This window comes from Bradyrhizobium sp. WSM1253 (genome assembly GCF_000244935.1).
Classification (GTDB): Bacteria; Pseudomonadota; Alphaproteobacteria; order Rhizobiales; family Xanthobacteraceae; genus Bradyrhizobium; species Bradyrhizobium canariense.
Map to the genome: position 1 here is coordinate 3,003,789 of NZ_JH600073.1, position 18,478 is coordinate 3,022,266.

Below are 18,478 nucleotides of genomic sequence, written 5' to 3' on the forward strand. Positions count from 1 at the left end.
TGTCAGGCAGCCTCGAATGGGGAATCGATCGTGGCGCCGGCCAGGATGGCCTGCTCCACTGGAAACAGTGCCCGGATCCGCTTGAGCGCCTCGAAGTAACGGGTCGCTCCGACCAGGTCGTCGACCGTGCCAAGCCCGACCAGCATCTCCTGGCTCTCGCACACCGCGAGCAGGGCGGCGTGATGCTGCGCGTAGAGAGCCGAAGCATCGCGGACGTCGGTCGGATTCATCAGCATGAGCTGGACGATGAAATAGAGCTGCCGCAGCGCCGTGGTGGCGTCGGAGGCCTGCATGATCTGCCCTTCGAGCAGGAACATCACGTCGTTGACGAGCTCGACGGAGACCTTGCGGTCCACGCGCAGCACCGCGCCGTTGATGTAGACCCGTTCGCCCGCACGCAAGGATATCTTCATCAAAGTGCGTCTCGGATCAGGCGGTTGATTTCGATGAGCTGGATAACGTCGTTCGACTTTTCTTCGCGAAGGCGGTCGGCTTCCTTGACCACCCACAGGCCGATCGAGATGATGTCGGCGCGCAGCTTTTCCGGAAGTCCGTTTTCCGGATGCGCGAGATCCTCGATGAAGATCGTCCACAGCCGCCGCACATAGAGCAGGCTCTCGACCAGATCCTCGAGGCTGAAGCGGTCCGACTGGATCCGCTCGAGCCGGTCGATGCCGAGGCTGAGCGCCTGCCGCTCGCGGCCCCGCGCCTCATAGCCGCTCTCGTCGACGACCGATTCATAGGCTTCAAACGTCATCAGGACAACTCTGCGCAGGAGACCGAACAACAAGACAAGGGTTACGCGCCTTACGAAGGAGCTGGACTCAGAGATAGTTGATGAGGCTGATCTTCTGGAGCTGCGAGGTGAGCGCAAGCGCCGTCTGGATCTGCGTCTGCAAGGTGTTGACCCTCACGGAGGCTTCCGTCGGATCGACCTTCTCTATACCGACGATCTGATTGTTCAGAATATCCTGCTGCGTCTTGAGCTTGTCGGTTGCGGAGGTGATCCGCTGCTGGACCGTGCCGATGTCGCCGCCGAGGGTCGCAAGGTCCGTGATGGCGTTTCCGACAAGGCCGATGGCTTTATCCACGACGACCTGGAACGTCGCTTGGTCCAGGTTCGCGTTCCCGAGATCCGCCATCATGGTGTAGGCCTCGGCGAGCTTGCGGAAGCCTGTCTGATTGGCGCTGACGGAGGTATCGGCGATCTCGGTCGTGGAGATGCGGCTTTGCATGACCTGGTCGGTCGCCGATGACCAATTGGTGTTCCAGGCCGGGCTCGCGAACTCGGCATCGAAGGTGGTGTCGAGGAAGGTCTGCATCTGGCCAGGAGTGATGGTGTTCACGCTGGGCGATGATTGCGAGAAGCCGAAGGTCGCAAGGAAGTCGGCGTCGACCTGGTTCTTGCTGGCCGAGCCCGCGGTGTAGGCCGTGATCGGCGTGTTCTGCGTGTTGATGCCCGCAAAGAGTGACGAGCCGTTATAGGAGACGTTCAGCGCGCCAATCAGATCCTGGAGGTTGGAGGACGCAGGTGGCAGGATGATGCGCCCGCCGCCGTCGGTACTGCGCGCCGCGATCAGGTCCTTGAGGAAGTCCGTCGCGGTCGATCCAAGCTGGGTGATCCGGCTCTGCGTGATGTCCAGTCGCCCCGCGACGAGCCCATTGGTATCGACGAGCTGATCGGCGAAGCTCAAATCCGCCCGCAGGGTGACGTCGCCTCCCGTCGTGGCACCAAGCTCGAGGCCGACATCGGCGAAGCGGCCGGTGGTGGCTTCCTTCGAAGCCTTGGCCAGCGCGGCCTGATTGTTGGTGATCGAGGACCTCAACGACGAAGACAGCATCAAAGTCGAGATGTAATTCGCGCTCATCATGGCTTAATTTCCCACGGCAGCCAGCAGGCTCTGCAACATTTCGTCGACGGTCGAGATGATCTTCGACGAGGCCGAATAGGTGCGCTCGACCTGAAGCATCAACGACATCTCGTCATCCATGTTGACGCCGCTGACGTTCGACAGCGCCGCGGTGCTGCGGTCGAGCAGCGTTTTCTGGTAGGTGACGTTGGAGTCCGCGGTCTTGCGCTGATTTTCGATCCAGCTCGCCGACGACGACGCGAAATCGATCAAGCTGCCGTTCGGCTTGCCTTGCGTGGTCGCATCGAACGGCTGCGACGCATCCATGGCGCCGATGAGCTGCTGCAGCCGGGCCGAGTAACCGCCATTGCCGGCGGTATTGTATTGGTATGCGACGTTGCCGCTGATCGCGCCGTCGCGCAGCAGATTAGGATTGCCGCCCTGGGCCGGATCGACCGATGCAGCAACCGAAATGGTACCAGCGAGGCCCACCAAGACGGTGGCGCTCGCCGGAATCGCCGGCGCGCCGGGATAGGTGAAGAGACCGGGAACGTTGAGCAGCGTCGGAACAGGCGACTGGTCACTTTCCTTGAAGGCGTCGACGAGGCCACGCGCTATTTCGTCGAGCTGGCTCTGGTACGTAACCGTATCGTTGTCGCGCAGCTGGGCCAGGCCAGCTAGCTTGCCGGACTTGAGCGGCATCACGGAATTGGCGCCGGTCACCGGAACACCGTCGATATAGACGGCATTGCCGGTGGTGCCGGCCGTATAGGCGTTCGTCGGCGCAAAGCTCACCGTCCGCGCTATCTTGTCGAACAGCACGACGCCGCTGTCGGTATAGAGCGCCGCGTCGCCGTTGGGACGGATCGACATCGAGACCCCGACCTCCTGCGACATCTGCGAGACGATGCTGTCGCGCTGGTCGAGGTAGTCCGTGATGTCGTCGCCGGAGATCGTCCCCTTCACGATCGCGGTATTGACGGTCTGGAACTGGGAGAGCAGCCGATTGATGTTTTGAACCGACGTTTGCATGTCGGCATCCGCGCCCTCACGGGCCGACTGCACGGTCAGAGTCGCCTGATTGAGCGCAGTCGCCATGTCCTTGGCGGACGTCACCGCTGCCTGCGCCAGCGTGGTGTTGTCCGGGGCGTTGGCATATTGCTGCAGCGCCTTCTTCAGCGCATTGAGCTGCGCCGTCGGCGACTGGTCGAGTTCCGGATCGTCCACCGTGGCAGATGCGATCTTCTGGAGACCGTCAAGGATCGCGCTCTGCTTGGCCGACGTCGAGGTTGCGGTCAAGACATTGTCGTAGAGCCCCGAGCTGGCGGCGCGCTGGATCGCCGCCACGTAAACGCCGGCCCCGGGGAGAGTGTCCAATACGGCGATCTTGCGCGAATAGCCGGCGGCACTGGCACCGGCGATGTTGCGCGAGATCGTCGACGACTGGATGCCCGACGCCATGAGCGATGCGCGAGCTGAGTCGAGAGCAGCGGTAAGGGACATGGTCTACTCTTGGCCGGGATGAGCGCTGAAGGATTCAGCGCTTCAGGTTGACGACGACGTCGAGCAGGTCAGCGCCGGTCTGGAACGATTTCGAGTTCGCGGTGAAGCCGCGCTGTGCCTCGATCATCCCGGTGAGCTCGTCCGCGAGATCGACGTTGGAGTCTTCCAGCGCTTCAGACTGGATCGTGCCAAGCCCACCGGTGCCGGCATTCGCGGCCTGGGCGTTCCCCGAATTCTGGTTGGTCGAATAGACGTTGCCCGGCTCGGGCGTCAGATTATCAGGGCTCGCCACGTCGGCGAGCATTAGCGTGTAGAGCGTCAGCTGCTGACCGTTCTTGAGCACGGCGGTCACGTACCCGTTCTGGTCAACGTCGACCTTGTCGATGGCCGACGGAACGCTACCGTTGACAGTGGCCTTGAAGCTGAAGTTGGTGCCGACCTGCGTCATGTTCGACAAGTCGAGGGTCACGGTCGCGCCGTTGGTGACCGGAAATGCAAGCGTCGTGGCGCTCGCTGCGGCCAGCGCGCCCTTTCCGGCCGTCGTCGTGTCGAAGGTATAAGCGCCGGTCGCGCCGAGCGTGGCGCCCGTCGTCGAGTCGTAGGCTTGGATTTGCCACGTGTCCGACACGCCCGGCACATTCGCGGTATGGGACATATAGAGATCGACCTTAACGGCCTGGCCGATATTGTCGTAGGTCACGATCGAGCTTTTCGACGAGTACGCGCCCGGGCCGGGCGGACCGGCAATGGGTGCTGCCGTCGGATCCAGATTGCCGGTGGTGAGCGTTCCCGCCGTCGATGGCACGGGCACCTGCGAGACCTGGGCGATGTTCACGATCTGCATTCCCGACAGGCTGTTCTGCGAGAAATTGGTCACCTTCCCCGGCTGGCCGAGGAGGTAGTAGCCGGCCGCATTGACCAGATTGCCCTGGCTGTCCGGGACGAACGAGCCGGCCCGCGTCAGGAATTGCTGCGTGTTGGTGGCGTCCGATACCACGAAGAAGCCGTTGCCTTGAACGGCAAGGTCCGTGCTCGATGTGGTGAATTGCGTATGTCCGGCATCGCTGATGGCATAGCGGACGGTGGTCTCGACCGCGCCGGAATCGTAATTGCCCGAACCGCTCTTCAGGATCAGCGAGGAGAATTCCGTCGAAGCCCGCTTGTAGCCGGTGGTGTTGACGTTCGCGATGTTGTCCGAAACCGTCGACAGCTTGTTGGATTGCGCGGCCATCCCGGAAACACCGGTACGCATAATGCCGTAGAGGCTCATGGATTGGGCTCCTTAAGTAGGTTGTAATTACAATGATGGGGTTTGCTTGCGCGGGGCTGATGGTAAGGAGCCATGCACAACTTCCTGTCGTCAGCCCGTCTTGGGCTGACAGAACGAGCGCGCCTTGTCGGTCCACGCGCCGAAGCCGCTGGAGACGAGATGCGCGACGATGTGACAGACGTAGCGCTTCTGTGCCGGCTGGTTGTTGGGGCCTGCATTGTAGCGGGCCACTGCCATGGTCCAGCTGCCCTCGCGCTGCTTCAGCTCTTTCAGGAAGCGTGCGGCGTAGTCGACATTCCCTGCGGGATCGAACATCGCCCGCACCGAGGCAAATTTATCGCCGTGATAGTAATGGTTGATCTGCATGCAGCCGAGGTCGATCAGCTTGATCCCCTTGGCTCGCATGGCTTCAAAGTTGGCGATCGCGTCGTTCATGTCCTTGGCGAATACGGTCTGTCCTTCGGCGCCGAGCGCGTAAGGATAAAGTGCGCCGCGCCGCCCCGTCTCGGTCAGGCCGACCGCGTAGAGAATGCCGAGCGGGATTCCGTGCTGCTGGGACGCACGCGCCATCTCGCGCTCGCACGGGCGCGAATTGTCGGTTGCTGCAGCCGCAGCGCCGGCGTTACAGATAAACAGGGCCGCGACGAGTCTGCGGCGCCACGTCTTGGTCATGACGCGTCTCCTGGTTGGACTGGCGCTCCTGTCGGGCTTGCTTCGCGCCGCCGTCCGCTTGTCCCGACGAATTGCTGGTACCGTCGAACGTGCCTTGCGACTGCGACGAGGGCTGTTGCTGGCCCGAAAGCTGCGGCTGCGACTGGCCGGAGCCGCTCTGGAAACCATCCAGCGAGCCGTGCTGGACGGGTGCAACATCGGCGACGTAGCCCGCCGACTGCATCAGGTCGCGGATCGAATCGCGCTGCTGGTCCAGCATCTGGCTCGTGTCCTTGCGCTCGGCGGCGAGGTGGACGGACACTTCGTTGCCGACGAGACGAAGGCGCACGGTGACATTGCCGAGCGCGGCCGGCTCGAGATTGATGGTCAGGATCTTGAGCGGCTGATCCGGCGCATTGGCTTGGGACGTGGTAAGATCTGGAGCTGCGGAGGCCGTCGGTGCCGGAGCTTCTTTCAGCTCGGCGACGACAGCGTTGGCAACCTGCTGCGGAGCGTTGAACTGCGCCGGCGGCAGATGGGTCTCCTGCTGGACCACGGTGACCTTGGTCGTTCCGGGCAATGCATCCCGCGCCGAAGCCTTGGCGGCACGCTCGACATTGGCCGCGATGGCCTCGAAGCCGGGTGCCGTTGCCGTCGGCGGCACACTGCTTTCCCGCGATGACGCCTGGTCGGTAACTCCGGCGTGCGAAGTCGCGGCCTGCGAATGCGCGGCGGCTGGAGCCACCGGAGATGGGAGCTCGGCTGTCGCCTTCGACGTGCCCATGGCCTGAACGTCGCACTTCGTCGTGGCAGACCGCTCGTCGCGCCCGGACGCACCCTTCTTGTCGCCGGCCGGTGCTTGCATCTGCGGCATCACGACCTGCGGCCCGGCGACGCTCTCCTGCCCGATGATCCCGGCAATGCTCGATCGGCCCTGGACGTCGGTGTGCTCGGTATGATCGAGAAGTCCATGTTTCCCGGAGGGTTTGTCGACCTTTTTGTCGGAAGATTTCTCGGTGAGATTCTCGCTGGATCCGGGCTCTTCCTCGTCGCTCGCGTTGTCCTTCCCGCTCTGGTGCGCCAGGCGCGTCCGCAGCGTTCCGGCTTTGACGGCCGTATCGCTGCCCCCGTCGTTGAGCGCCCGCTTCGCGAGATTCGAGACGGTGTGCAGCAGATCGTTGAAGGACGAGTCCGCCGGCGCTTTCGCCCCGGCGCTCTTGCCGGAGCGCGATGTGCCCCGCATGTTGAGGCTTTCGGCGAGACCCGAAAAGACCTGTCCGGAGGTTCCACTGAGCTTCGTCATGGACGGCGATCCCTGGTGAGGAGTTCGAGCTCGCCGAGCTGCTTCTGCGCGCGAGCAAGCGTTGCGGTCGACGACGCGAGGTCGAGACGCGCCGGCGTGACCGGAGGCTTGTCGGCTGCGGCGGCGGATCCGCCAGCGAACGGCTTGCGAACGTCGAGTGCGAGCTGCACCGTTGCATTGAGAAAGGGAATGTCGCGCTCCGGCAGCTTCGACCGGTCGAGCGCCTTCAACTCGGCGAAACCGCCGTCATATTCGTCGGTGAGCGCCCGCGACACGCCGCGAAACAAATGCGCCCGCTCGCGCTCCGCCGAGGCATCGGCGCTGAGTGCCAGCGCGCGTTCGCCGGCAAGCCGGGTCACGGCCAGCCCTCCGCGCACCATCGCGGTGCGCGCGATCACGAGATAGAGCTTGAGGCGGCTCGCGCGGTCGATCTGCTCCAGCAAAGTGCTGATCCGCGCAAACCGACGCTCGTCGAGCGCGAGGCTCGACTGCGTCAGACCCGTGGAAAAACGCTGCCAGAAGTCCCCCGCATAGACCGAGTTGTGGTAGTGCCGGATATAAGCCAGCGCCAGGAACTCGAACTTGTCGAAATCCTCGGCTTGCCCGACCAGCAAGATCTCTCGCCGCAGGGCTGCCTCCTCCACCAATGTGCCCGGCAAGAGCAGGCGCGCGTCATCCAGACGCTCGATTGCAAGCGATGCCTCGGCGCGTGCGAACAGCGCGCCCTGGACCAGCGCGAGCTGTCCGCCCAGGCCCGACGGAATCGTCCGCGGCTTGACGTCCTTGAGCAGTTCGCGCGCTTCGTCCTGACGACCCTCGACATAGGCAAGCGCGCCATCGAACAGCCGTCCATCGACGTTCAGCTTGTCTCGCGGCAGCTTGCGGATGATTTGCGGTGCGCCGCCGCTGAGCAGATAGATGACGGCGGCCTGGCCGTTCTGCGAATTACTCCACACGCCCGGATCGGCGGCGAGAAATTTTTCGCCGATCTGCCGGATCAATGCGCCGTGGCTACCGTGTGCCGCACTATCGCCGTTGGCGATGCCGTCCTGCACGGTCTGCAACGCCCGAACGAGCTCATACGGCTCGCTCGATGTCGATGCCGCCGGGGCTGGCGTCGGTGCCGGCTCGGCGAACGCGCCTGCCGCCGTGAACGGCAGCAGCATCAGCAGCGCGGCGCGGAGAAGAGGCCAGATCAAGGACGCTTCTCCCGGACCATGATCTCGATCCGGCGATTCTGCGCAGCCGCGGGATCGTTTTGAAGCTTCGGCCGCCGATCGGCATAACCCTCGACATGCTCGATGCGCTGCGCATCGACGCCGGAGCGGACCAGCATGTAATAGGCCATCTGCGCACGGGCCGTCGACAGCCGCCAGTTGTCGTAGGTCTCCGAACGGTACGGCCGATTGTCGGTGTGGCCGCGGACGATGATCACGCCGGGACGCTTTGTCAGCAGCGGGCCGATTTTGTCGATCACACGGATGAGTTCGGGCCGCGGCTCAGCCGAGCCGACCGCGAACATGCCGAAGTTCGCATCGTCGGTTAGGCTGATCAGCAGGCCTTCCTCGACCTGACGCACCTCGGCCACCGGTCCCGCACCGGCCTTGACGTCCGACAGCGCATCCGCGATCGCCGACTGAAGCTGTTTGACCGTTAGTTGCTGGGCCTGAGCCGTGTCGCGCGGCTCGGATTCCTTCGTCGCATCGTTGGGACGCGGCTGCGCGGCGGCATTGGCTTGATTACCAGTCTGGGCACCCGGCTGCGCGCTCCCTTCGCGTGAGAACAGCGACGGCGCGGGCCCCGGCGGCAGCAGAGGCGACAGGCTTCCGGACGACGCGTCGCCGTTCGGAGCCACGCTTCCGCCGGCATCGTCCTGCCTGGCTCGGCGTGCCTGCGGCTCGCCCTGGCCTGTCCCGGACGCCGTGTCGCGCGTGGACGCATTCGACTTGGACTCGGGCTCTGGCTTGCGCTTGGGTTCGCCCTCGATGATGCGATCGGCATCCTTGGCCGCCTGCGGCGCAAGCTTCCAATAGCCGGGATCGAACGGATCTCGGTAGGCGTCGCCTCCCTTGAGGCCATCCTCTTCGGCGGACGTCAGAGCGCCGGCGCGACGCTGGCCCGAGGCCTGGTTCGCACTGCTGGCGATCTCGGCGAGCGTCGTATAGGGATCGCGGAACAGGACCTTCTCCTCGTAGAAGGGCGGCTTCTCGGCCGTCGGAGAGTCACCGCGACGTTCCTCGCTCGGTCCTCCCGGCTGGCGCCTGCCGTCCTGGCCGTCGAACGACGACGGCTCCTTCTTGGAGAGATCCTTGAGCCCCTTCGGGGCAGGTGCGTTCTCCGCGAGCTTGATCGGATTGAAATAGCTCGCGACCACCTGCTTCTGATCCTGGTTGAGTGCATTGATCAGCCACATCACCAGGAAGAACGCCATCATCGCAGTCATGAAGTCCGCATAGGCGATCTTCCAGACGCCGCCGTGCGGCTTCTCGTCGTCGAAGGCGCTCCGCCGGCGGATGATGACGAGTTCTGACTTGACCTCATTCATGACGGACTACCGGCGCGCCTCTTTCAGGCGCTCGCTCCAGGCCGTGATCTGCGTCTCGATCACGGTCTGGTCGGCCACGACGCGAACCTCAAAAGTATCGGCGGCCTCATACTCGAAGCCCGTTCGTCGGGCCGTCCCGAGCTGCGTCTTCACCAGGTCGAGCAGTTCGCTCGGGCCGGTGACCTTGAACACCGGCACCGGCGAATTGCCGGTCAGCGCCGCAATCTGCTCGACCAGCGACCCGATCGCCTTGTCGCGGACCGCATCGGCGAGGAACGGCAGCAATATCCGCGCTACGGAGCTCGCGATGTTGGTCTCGATTTCGCGGCAAGCCGTCTCGAAGCCGCTGACGACCGCCACCGCCTGCTGGTCGGACCACTTGGCCCGCTCTTCGCCGAGTCGGATCGCGCTGCGCACTCTTTCCTCGGCGATCCTGGACTCGCCCTCCGCGACGCCGGCCGCATGCCCGCGCCGAAAGGCATCGTCCAGGAGATTGGCCGCCGGGGCTTCCGCCTTCGGCGCCGGAGGCGGCGACTGAAGCTGCGGCTGCGACTGCGGTTGCGAATGGGTCTGGGACTGCGGCTGAGGCTCGCGCCGGGCTTCCTTCGGCCTCGTCAGCACATCCTGGATTTTGGGCGGCGGTGGAGGCGGAGGCGATTTGACCCGCCCGTTCGCGTCGAATTGCGTCAGGAGCTTTCCGATTGCCGCGTTCATGCCGCCTCCTCGCGTCGCATCCAGTCTTTAAGGATCGCTGCCGCCTGCATCTGATCGAGACGGACGATCTGCTCCAGCCGCTTCTGCGGCGTTCGTTGCATCTTGCCTTCGAGGTCTTCGACCAGGTTGAGCTCGCTCTCCTCGCTGTCCGCCAATGCAAGGGCGCCGGCGGCCGCCTCGAGCTGGGCAGCTTCCGCCGCCTCGGTCTGCTCCTGCGCCGCGCGATGGGTCAGAATGCCGTTGACTGCAGGACGAAGTCCGAACCACACCAGCATCGAAGCGACGGCCAGGATCGTGACCGCGTTGATGACGCTACCGAGCTGCTTGTTGATCATCTCGACGAAGCTGATCGGCGGCACCGGCGCCAGTTCGCGCGAGCCCTCGATGAAATCGACGGCCGTCACTTGGATCTGGTCGCCGCGCGCCTTATCCAGCCCGCCGGCCGTGGCCGCGAGTTGGCTGATCTCGGCGAGCTTGCTGTCGACGATGGCCTGGTTGCTCTTGTCGCCGAGGTCGGCAATGAGCCGCCCGCGGTTCACCAGCACGGCAATGAACAGCTTCTTTACCGAATAGCCGTCGCTCACCGTCGTCGTGGTCTTGGACGAGACCTCGAAATTGGTGACGTCCTCGCGGCGAGTCTTGTCCTCGCTGGAATTCTTGGTGCCGCCGGCGTTCACCTGCTGGTCGGGAAGATTCTGCTGCACCGTGGTCGGCTGCGAACGATCCGCGTTCTGTGACTTCTCGTTCTCGCGGACATTCCGGACCGAGCGCTCGGCGCGGCTTTCGGGATCGTAGACGGTTTCGTTGATCTGCCGCTTGTCGGTGGAGAGCTGCGATGCAACGCTCACTTCGAAATTGTCGAGGCCAAGATACGGCGTCAGCGCCTTGCGGATGTTCTCCTGCACCATCCCGCCGACCGTCTTCTGCAGGCTCGCCATCTTGGTCGGAGCAGCAGTCGCCTCGTCCTCTTCGGCAAGCAGCATCGAACCGTCGGCGTCCAGCACCGTGACCTTGTCGCGAGTCATGCCCGGAATGGCCGCCGCGACGAGATGACGGATCGACTGCGCCGTGCGTGCCTCGATCGCGCCGTCGGTGCGCAGCACGACCGATGCCGAAGGCGGCTGCTGCGTCGCGCGGAACGACCCCCGCACCGGCATCACGATATGCACCCGCGCCGCCTTCACGCCCTTCATCAACTGCACCGTGCGGGCGATTTCGCCTTCCAGCGCCCGGAGCTTGGTGACCTCCTGCATGAACGAGGTCAAACCCAGCGACCCGATCTTGTCGAACAGCTCGTAGCCGGAATTTGCGCTGGTCGGCAGCCCCTTCTCGGCGAGCAGCATCCGCGCTTGCATGGTCTGGCTCGGACGCACCGAGACCGCGTCGCCGGCGGTGTTGACGTCGAAGGTAATGTTTTGCTCGCGCAGCGCGGCACCCATGCGCGTCACGTCTTCGCGGGAAAGGCCCGTATAGAGCGTTTCGAATTCAGGCCGGCTCAGATAATAGGCGCCGCCCACGACGGTGACGAGAACGGCGAAACCGATCAATCCCAAGGCCATCAGGCGTCGCGGCCCAAGCTCCAGCAGATTGTTGAGCAGTTGCTGTATCTGCGCACGACTGAACAGCATGTGACCTCATACCAATGCGAACGTAGAGGACACTCTGCTGCCAACCTTGTCTGAAGGTTGCGCGAGACCACGAATGTGTCGGTTCGCAGGCGAGGCGTTGCAATTTTACAAGAGACTGAGTGACGCAATCGCGCGCGTCGGCAACAAGCGGACGTCCGGTCGCATCGCGGTGCGATCGGCGACGGCATGTTGCCTGGAAGGTGGCGTCAGGAGGTCGATGTGAGCACGTCGTGTGCCGTCAGATCCGCCGTTCATGGCGGAGACCGTGCTCCCTGAGGAGCACGGTCGTTTTCGAAGCCGCGGCCTAGCGGAACAGCGACAGGATGCTCTGGCTGTTCTGGTTCGCGATCGAGAGCGCCTGAACGCCGAGCTGCTGCTGGGTCTGGAGCGCCTGAAGCCGGGTCGATTCCGCGTTCATGTCGGCGTCGACGAGCTGGCCGACACCGCGGTCCACGGAGTCCATCAGGGTCTTGACGAACTCAGTGTTGGTCGCGAGGCGGTTCTTGACGGCACCGAGATTGGCGGCGGCCGAGGCCACCGAGTTGATGCCGGCGGTGACCTGCGCGATGTAGCCGTCGAGCGTGGTCTGGTCAGCCGCCGAGTCGGTCAGCACGGAGATGCTCATCGTGTCGATCGACGGAGAGGTCGAACCGGCCGTGTCCAGAATGCCGCCCTGCGCCGAGGTGTAGAGCGAGTAGTTGGCGGTGGTCACGGTGATGGAGCCGATGGTGGGCGTACCGCCGACGCGCGAGTACGACGACACCAGGTTGAAGGTCGTCGGCGTCGTGGCGGTCGTGCTCAGCCAGTTGATGCCGTTGAAGGTCGCCGAGTTGGCCTTGAGCTTCATATCCTGCTGGATCTGGGTGATGTCAGCCTGGATCTTGGTGCGGTCGATACCAGCGGTCTTGGCTTCGACCAGCAGCGCCTGGAGCTTGGTCAGGCCGGAGTCCTTGTCGCCGATGACCGAGGTCAGAGCAGTATATTCGGTGTCGACGGTCGCAGCCGACAGACCGAGCGAGTCGGAAACCGCGGAAAGCGCGGCGTTGTCGGAGCGCATCGACGTCGCGATCGACCAATAGGCGGCGTTGTCTGAGGCGGTCGAAACACGCATACCGGTTGAGATCCGGTTCTGCGTCGTCGCGAGCTGCGAGCTGACGTTGCGAAGGGTCTGCAGCGCGGTCATTGCAGACGAGTTGGTGAGGAGGCTAGAACCCATTTTGATGTCCCTTTGGAGATTGGATTGAGTTGGGGACATACCGGACTTGCACCGGTACGGCAGGGCGGCGTCATGCCTTTGGGCTGCGCAAAAGCGTCAAGGCCCAACCTGTCGTAACGGCGACGATAGCCCACGAAGCTTGTGCGGGGCTTGTGGCCCTGTGTCTTGACCGCAACAGGGCAGCCGAAATTACGGCGCGCGACGTCACGGCCAAGCGAAAGGGCCGCGCTTCACGAGAAGCGCGGCCCTCCCCGGATGGTTCGAGGTTTAGCGGAACAGCGACAGGATGCTCTGGCTGCTGTTATTGGCGATCGAGAGCGCCTGCACGCCAAGCTGCTGCTGGACCTGGAGGGCCGACAGCCGGGTGGACTCCTGGTTCATGTCGGCGTCGACGAGCTGGCCGATACCGCGGTCCACCGAGTCCATCAGCGACTTCACGAAGTCCGTGTTGGTCGAGAGGCGGTTCTTGACGGCACCGAGATTGGCGGCGGCCGAGGCAACCGAGTTGATGCCAGCGGTGACCTGCGCGATGTAGCCATCGAGCGTGGTCTGGTCAGCTGCCGAGTCGGTCAGTGCGGAGATGCTCATCGTGTCGATCGACGGAGCGGTCGAACCAGCCGTGTCCAGAATGCCGCCCTGCGCCGAGGTGTAGAGCGAGTAGTTGGCGGTCGTCACGGTGATGGAGCCGATGGTGGGCGTGCCGCCGATACGCGAATACGATGACACGAGGCTGAAGGTCGTCGGCGTCGTGGCGGTCGTGCTCAGCCAGTTGATGCCGTTGAAGGTCGCCGCACTGGCTGTCGCCTTCATCTGCTGCTGGATCTGGGTGACGTCGGCCTGGATCTTGCTGCGGTCGATACCGGCGGTCTTGGCTTCGACCAGCAGGGACTGGAGCTTGGTCAGCCCGGAGTCCTTGTCGCCAATGACCGTGGTCAGAGCGGTATATTCGGTGTCGACGGTCGCGGCCGACAGACCAAGCGAGTCGGAGACCGCCGAGAGCGCGGCGTTGTCGGCGCGCATAGACGTCGCGATCGACCAATAGGCAGCGTTGTCCGAGGCGGTCGAGACGCGCTGGCCGGTGGAGATGCGGGTCTGCGTGGTGGAGAGCTGCGAGCTCACAGACCGCAAGGTCTGGAGTGCGGTCATGGCGGTCGAGTTCGTAAGCAGGCTTGACATTGCGAATGTCCCTTTATGTACGCGTTACATTTTCACGAGGGGACATACCGGGCTTTCACCGGTACGGAGGGGCGGCATCATGCCTTTGGACTGATATGGGTGGGTCCAACCCGCCGTGCCGCATTGCTAACACGCCGAATCTTGCGCGCAGATTAAGATCGGCTTGAATTACGCTGTAAAATCAGATGGTTAACAGTACCTATTGCTAACCATAGGGCGGTACTTCTCGCTAACCATAACCATCCCTCTGGCGCTCGTTGCCGTTACGAGAACGACCGCACTAGCCCGGAGGCGAGCAGGTTCCAGCCGTCGATCAGCACGAAGAACAGCATCTTGAACGGAAGTGCGAGGATCGTCGGCGGCATCATCATCATGCCCATCGACATGGTCAGCGTCGCCACGATCATGTCGATGACGAGGAACGGCAGGATAATGAGGAATCCGATTTCGAACGAGCGCCTGAGCTCGGAAATCATGAAGGCCGGAATGATGACGCGCATGTCGACGCGCTTGTCGTCGAACTTCCTGCGGAAGCTCTCCGCGGCCAGCGATTCGAACGTCTGCAGATCCTTGTCGCGAACATGGGCCAGCATGAATTCACGGAACGGATCGGTGATCTTCAGATAGGCCTCTTCCTCCGATATCTCGTTCTTCATCAGCGGCTGGATGCCGGTTTCCCAGGCGCGGTCGAAGGTCGGCGCCATCACGTAGAAGGTCATGAACAGCGCGAGGCTGATCAGCACCAGATTTGCCGGCGTGGTCTGGAGGCCGAGACCGGCCCGCAGGAACGACAGCGCCACCGCAAATCGCGTGAAGCTCGTCACCATGATGAGCAGTCCCGGCGCCACGGACAGCACCGTGATCACCGCCATCAGCTGGATGATCCGGCCGCTGGTCGAGCCGTTGCCCGGCGGCAGCAGCGAATTGAGGTCCGGAATCTGGGCCAGTGCCACTTCGGGCAGCACGACCAGGAGCAACGCAAGCAGCAGGACTCTCAGTTTCACTGAATCACCAACGTCTCAATGATCAATTCGCGGATCTTGCCCGAGGAGCGGATATTGGCGCGTTCGGTCAGGTCGTCGCGCAGGTGCTGAAGCCCGCGCGATCCCTCGAACTGCGCCACCGTCGCCGACCGCAGATAGGTGACGATGTCCTCGCTGACATGGGCCGCCAGGATGCCGGCATCCTCGTCGCTCATGCTCTCGGTCACCATGGAGGCTTCGATGCGGGCCCAGTTGTTGGCCGGCGCGCCAAGATTGGTCACGATCGGGGACAGCTTCCTGAGCCGCGCGCTGCCGGCGTAGCTCGAGGCAAGAGGCGGCGGCGTGGCGGTTTTCTTCGCATCGGCGACGCGCTCGGCGGCCGCAAACAGATGCAGGCCGGCAAGCGCGCCCGCACCGATCGCGATCAGGGTCAACACCAGGATGGCTGCAATCAGGCGCATGACGTCCCCTGCCCCCGCGACGCGGCCCGACGGTCGCGCATCTCAGAACGGTGCCACGGCGTCATAGATCCGGTGTCCCCATCCAGGCTGCTGCACGTCAGAGAGATTTCCGCGACCGCCATAGGCCACGCGTGCCTCGGCGATCTTCTCGTAGGAGATCGTGTTGGTTCTCGAGATATCACGTGGACGCACGATGCCGCCGACGTTGAGCACGCGCATTTCCGTGTTGACCTTGAATTCCTGCGAGCCGCTGATCATCATATTGCCGTTCGGCAGCACGTCGGTGACGATGGCCGCGATCGACAGCTTGATATCCTCTGTGCGGTCGATCTGGCCGTTGCCCTTGATCTGGGTGTTGGTGTTGAGGTTGGCGCTCGTCGAGCCCTTGTCTTGCCATCCCGCAACGTCCATCAGCCAGTCGAGCCCGAACTTGATCTGCGAATCTCGCGAGCGGCCGGTCTTGTTGTCCAGCTTGGCCTTGTCCTGCATCGAGATGATCACCGTCACGACGTCGCCAACGCGCCGGGCGCGGGGATCGCGGTAGAGGTCGGTGCCATCGTCCCAGGTCGAGCGATAGCTGACGGGCGAGTGCATACGGGGCGTCACGGGAATCGGATCGGCCTGCGTCCTCAGCCCGCTCCCGACCGGCGACAATCGCGGGCCAGTCAGGACCTCGGCCGGCACAGTGACGCATCCGGCAAGCGAGAACAGCGACAGGATGAGGATCAGGTTCTTCATCTATTTGGTCTTTCCGTCATCCACGCGACGCATTCCGCCGAGCAGATCGGCGAGGTGCGCCGCGCGCCCCGTCTCCATCTCGTTGAAGATTGCGCTCGAGCTCCTCGGGCTGAGCTTTGCGAGCACGGCCGCAGCCGTCTCGTCTGCCATTCCGGCGATCTGGGTTGCGGCGGCATCCGGCTTCATGCGCGAGTAGATCTCGACGACGCTCGCTTCGGCCTTCTTCAGGAAGTCGTCGCGCAATGCCATCCACTTCTCATATTCCGCGCGCTTGGCCTCGACCTCGGCGATCCGCTCGCGCAGCTGGTTCTCGGCCTTCTCCAGCTCCTTGAGCTGCCAGGCCAGCCTTGCATCGACGGCGGGGTCGGCGACATTGCTGCAGAACAGGGCGACTTCGTTGTCCGCGGTTGCAGCGGCCGGGGGCGGCACCGGCTTCGGCGGCGCCGTGACGCTGCCAGGCTTGGCCGGTCGCGGCGCGGCTGTGGCTGCCGGCGCGGGCTTCTCGGAGGCCGGCACGGCACCCGTGGTCGCGGGTCCCGAATCTTCGGCTGCCCACGCCGTCGCTCGCATCGATGCATTGTCGCTCGGGATCGACGAGATCGGCTTCTGCGGGCCAGGCGCGCGGGCGCGTGCGAAGGACAGCAGGTTGAGCGGCTTCGACGGCTTGGCCTCATCCAGCGCCAGAACGGGCGAAGCGCTCGCGAGCGCGGAGGCCGCGACCAAGAGGAGGAGTTTGGCTTTATGATCCAGCTTCAACATCGGCCCGCGTACGATTCTCGGTCGAGAGAGCATTGAGCGACCAAGCTTGCACGGCGCTTACGCGTCATTGCACGATGACATCCGCCTGGAGGGCGCCGGCCGTCTTGATCGCCTGGAGGATCGCGATGATGCCGGATGGTTTCAGGCCGATCTGGTTCAGGCCGCGCACCAGGCGCTGGAGATCGACGCCGCTCAGGATCGCCACCTGCGATCCGGCTTCGTTGGCCTCGACCACGGTCTGGGGCACGACCACCGTCTGCCCTTTCGAGAAGGGCGCCGGTTGCGACACCACGGGAAGCTCGGTGACGCGGACCGTCAGATTGCCGTGCGTCACGGCAACGGTCGATATCCGTACGTCGCGTCCGATCACCACGGTGCCGGTACGTTCGTTGATCACGACCCGCGCCGGCGTGTCCGGCTCTACGGTCAGCTCGCCGATTTCGGCGAGGAAGCGGACCGGTCCGATATGGCGCGGCTTCGACAGCACGATGGTGCGGTAGTCGCGCTCGAAGGCGATCTGCGCGCGGTAGCGTCCGCCCGCGTAGCGATTGATGGCGTCGAGGATTCGCGTTGCGGTGACGAAGTCGGGGTTCTTGAGCTCCAGCACAAGATACTCCATTTCGTGGAGGCTACCCTGCACCTCGCGCTCGACCAGCGCGCCGTTCGGAATGCGGCCCGCGGTCGGCGTGCCCTGGCTGACGTTCTGGGCCTGACCGCCCACGCTGTAACCGGCGACCGTGACCGCGCCTTGCGCCACCGCGTAGACCGCACCGTCCGCCGCGCGCAGCGACGTCATCACCAGGGTGCCGCCGAGCAGCGAGGTCGCATCGCCGAGCGACGACACGGTCACGTCCATGCGCTCGCCCGCACCGATCGAGGGCTGCAGGTCCGCGGTCACCATCACGGCCGCGACATTGCGCGTGCGCAGCGTCGTCGGACGCGGCGGATTGTTGGTGCTCGTGGTCTCGTTCCGGACATTGATGCCCATGTTCTCGAGCATCGATTGCAGGGACTGCTCCGTGAACGGCGCATTGCGGAGCGTGTCGCCGGTGCCGTTCAGGCCGATGACGAGGCCGTAGCCGACGATCTGGTTTTCGCGCAATCCCTTGATGTCCGCGATGTCCTTGATGCGGACGGCGGCCTGGGCGCTGGCGGCGGAAACGAGCAGGACGAGCGCAAGCAGGACTCTGGTCATGACCCGTCCACGACCTTGACGGTGCCGTCCGGCTGGACGACGCCCCTGATGATCACGCCCGTATCGGTATTTCGTATCGGGATGAGCGCGCCGGGCGCACCCGACTGCATCGCTGCGCCGTAGGTCACGATCGACAGGCCGCTGTCTTCGACCACGACCTTGACCATCGCGCCGCGGGCGACCGTCCAGGGATCCTCCACCGAGTTGGTCGGGATCGGCTGGCCGGGGAGCAGCGCGCGACGCGCCATACGGCCGACCAGGACCTGGCGTCCTTCGATGAACATGGCCACGCCGAGCACGTTCGGCGCGAAGGCACGCTCGGTAATCATGTCGTCACGGATCAGCTCGCCGGCGCGGATCGAGACGGCCGGCACGGGAAGCCGCTTCTCCTCGGCCGCGGCGGGACGCGCCGAGACGAGAACCAGCAGCACGGCGGCCAACCCGCGCATGATCGAGCCCATCCTGTTCAACATGGATACACCGGAA

General features: G+C 64.1%; 19 protein-coding genes. All 19 read right to left on the reverse strand.

Features of this window, described 5'->3' with window-relative positions:
* Positions 1–2 precede the first annotated feature (2 nt).
* The 19 genes from flbT to flgA all read right to left on the reverse strand — a co-directional run bounded on the left by flbT (position 3) and on the right by flgA (position 18,465).
* Positions 3–413, reverse strand: a complete 411-nt coding sequence (gene flbT, locus BRA1253DRAFT_RS15670; protein ID WP_007595853.1) for a flagellar biosynthesis repressor FlbT — start codon at positions 411–413, stop codon at positions 3–5.
* A complete protein-coding gene (gene flaF, locus BRA1253DRAFT_RS15675; protein WP_007595854.1) occupies positions 413–757 on the reverse strand; it encodes a flagellar biosynthesis regulator FlaF in 345 nt (114 codons plus the stop codon). Before flaF ends, flbT begins: the two co-directional genes overlap by 1 nt.
* Before the next feature lie 67 nt (positions 758–824).
* Positions 825–1,871 carry a flagellar hook-associated family protein gene (locus BRA1253DRAFT_RS15680; protein WP_007595855.1) on the reverse strand — a complete coding sequence of 349 codons (1,047 nt, stop codon included), beginning with the start codon at positions 1,869–1,871 and terminating at the stop codon, positions 825–827.
* Between the two features lie 3 nt (positions 1,872–1,874).
* A complete protein-coding gene (gene flgK, locus BRA1253DRAFT_RS15685) occupies positions 1,875–3,353 on the reverse strand; it encodes a flagellar hook-associated protein FlgK (RefSeq protein ID WP_007595858.1) in 1,479 nt (492 codons plus the stop codon).
* A 34-nt stretch (positions 3,354–3,387) separates the two neighbouring features.
* Positions 3,388–4,623 (reverse strand): flagellar hook protein FlgE, encoded by a 1,236-nt coding sequence (locus BRA1253DRAFT_RS15690; RefSeq protein ID WP_007595860.1) that lies wholly within the window; start codon positions 4,621–4,623, stop codon positions 3,388–3,390.
* A 90-nt stretch (positions 4,624–4,713) separates the two neighbouring features.
* On the reverse strand, positions 4,714–5,295 hold the full coding sequence (locus tag BRA1253DRAFT_RS15695) for a transglycosylase SLT domain-containing protein (RefSeq protein WP_007595862.1): 582 nt from the start codon (positions 5,293–5,295) through the stop codon (positions 4,714–4,716).
* The gene (locus BRA1253DRAFT_RS15700) at positions 5,246–6,577 is read right to left on the reverse strand and encodes a flagellar hook-length control protein FliK (protein ID WP_007595864.1); all 1,332 of its coding nucleotides are present in this window, start codon (positions 6,575–6,577) and stop codon (positions 5,246–5,248) included. The genes BRA1253DRAFT_RS15695 and BRA1253DRAFT_RS15700 overlap by 50 nt, the downstream gene beginning before the upstream one ends.
* The gene (locus tag BRA1253DRAFT_RS15705) at positions 6,574–7,776 is read right to left on the reverse strand and encodes a chemotaxis protein (protein WP_007595869.1); all 1,203 of its coding nucleotides are present in this window, start codon (positions 7,774–7,776) and stop codon (positions 6,574–6,576) included. The genes BRA1253DRAFT_RS15700 and BRA1253DRAFT_RS15705 overlap by 4 nt, the downstream gene beginning before the upstream one ends.
* A complete protein-coding gene (locus BRA1253DRAFT_RS15710; protein ID WP_007595871.1) occupies positions 7,773–9,122 on the reverse strand; it encodes a MotB family protein in 1,350 nt (449 codons plus the stop codon). Before BRA1253DRAFT_RS15710 ends, BRA1253DRAFT_RS15705 begins: the two co-directional genes overlap by 4 nt.
* A 6-nt stretch (positions 9,123–9,128) precedes the next feature.
* Positions 9,129–9,836, reverse strand: a complete 708-nt coding sequence (locus BRA1253DRAFT_RS15715) for a hypothetical protein (protein WP_007595873.1) — start codon at positions 9,834–9,836, stop codon at positions 9,129–9,131.
* Positions 9,833–11,464, reverse strand: coding sequence for a flagellar basal-body MS-ring/collar protein FliF (fliF, locus tag BRA1253DRAFT_RS15720; RefSeq protein WP_007595874.1), 1,632 nt, complete (start codon positions 11,462–11,464; stop codon positions 9,833–9,835). The genes BRA1253DRAFT_RS15715 and fliF overlap by 4 nt, the downstream gene beginning before the upstream one ends.
* Before the next feature lie 304 nt (positions 11,465–11,768).
* Positions 11,769–12,680 carry a flagellin gene (locus BRA1253DRAFT_RS15725; protein ID WP_007595875.1) on the reverse strand — a complete coding sequence of 304 codons (912 nt, stop codon included), beginning with the start codon at positions 12,678–12,680 and terminating at the stop codon, positions 11,769–11,771.
* 267 nt (positions 12,681–12,947) lie between these two features.
* Positions 12,948–13,856 carry a flagellin gene (locus BRA1253DRAFT_RS15730; RefSeq protein WP_007595876.1) on the reverse strand — a complete coding sequence of 303 codons (909 nt, stop codon included), beginning with the start codon at positions 13,854–13,856 and terminating at the stop codon, positions 12,948–12,950.
* A 263-nt stretch (positions 13,857–14,119) separates the two neighbouring features.
* Positions 14,120–14,860 carry a flagellar type III secretion system pore protein FliP gene (fliP, locus tag BRA1253DRAFT_RS15735; protein ID WP_007595877.1) on the reverse strand — a complete coding sequence of 247 codons (741 nt, stop codon included), beginning with the start codon at positions 14,858–14,860 and terminating at the stop codon, positions 14,120–14,122.
* On the reverse strand, positions 14,857–15,300 hold the full coding sequence (locus BRA1253DRAFT_RS15740) for a flagellar basal body-associated FliL family protein (protein WP_007595878.1): 444 nt from the start codon (positions 15,298–15,300) through the stop codon (positions 14,857–14,859). The genes fliP and BRA1253DRAFT_RS15740 overlap by 4 nt, the downstream gene beginning before the upstream one ends.
* 42 nt (positions 15,301–15,342) lie before the next feature.
* Positions 15,343–16,038: a flagellar basal body L-ring protein FlgH gene (gene flgH, locus BRA1253DRAFT_RS15745; RefSeq protein WP_007595879.1), complete on the reverse strand. Its 696-nt coding sequence runs from the start codon at positions 16,036–16,038 to the stop codon at positions 15,343–15,345.
* Positions 16,039–16,797, reverse strand: coding sequence for a MotE family protein (locus BRA1253DRAFT_RS15750; protein WP_007595880.1), 759 nt, complete (start codon positions 16,795–16,797; stop codon positions 16,039–16,041).
* 64 nt (positions 16,798–16,861) lie between these two features.
* Entirely contained in the window at positions 16,862–17,992 is a 1,131-nt protein-coding gene (flgI, locus tag BRA1253DRAFT_RS15755; protein ID WP_007595884.1) for a flagellar basal body P-ring protein FlgI, read from the reverse strand.
* Positions 17,989–18,465, reverse strand: coding sequence for a flagellar basal body P-ring formation chaperone FlgA (gene flgA, locus BRA1253DRAFT_RS15760; protein ID WP_083869858.1), 477 nt, complete (start codon positions 18,463–18,465; stop codon positions 17,989–17,991). The genes flgI and flgA overlap by 4 nt, the downstream gene beginning before the upstream one ends.
* Positions 18,466–18,478: the final 13 nt, after the last annotated feature.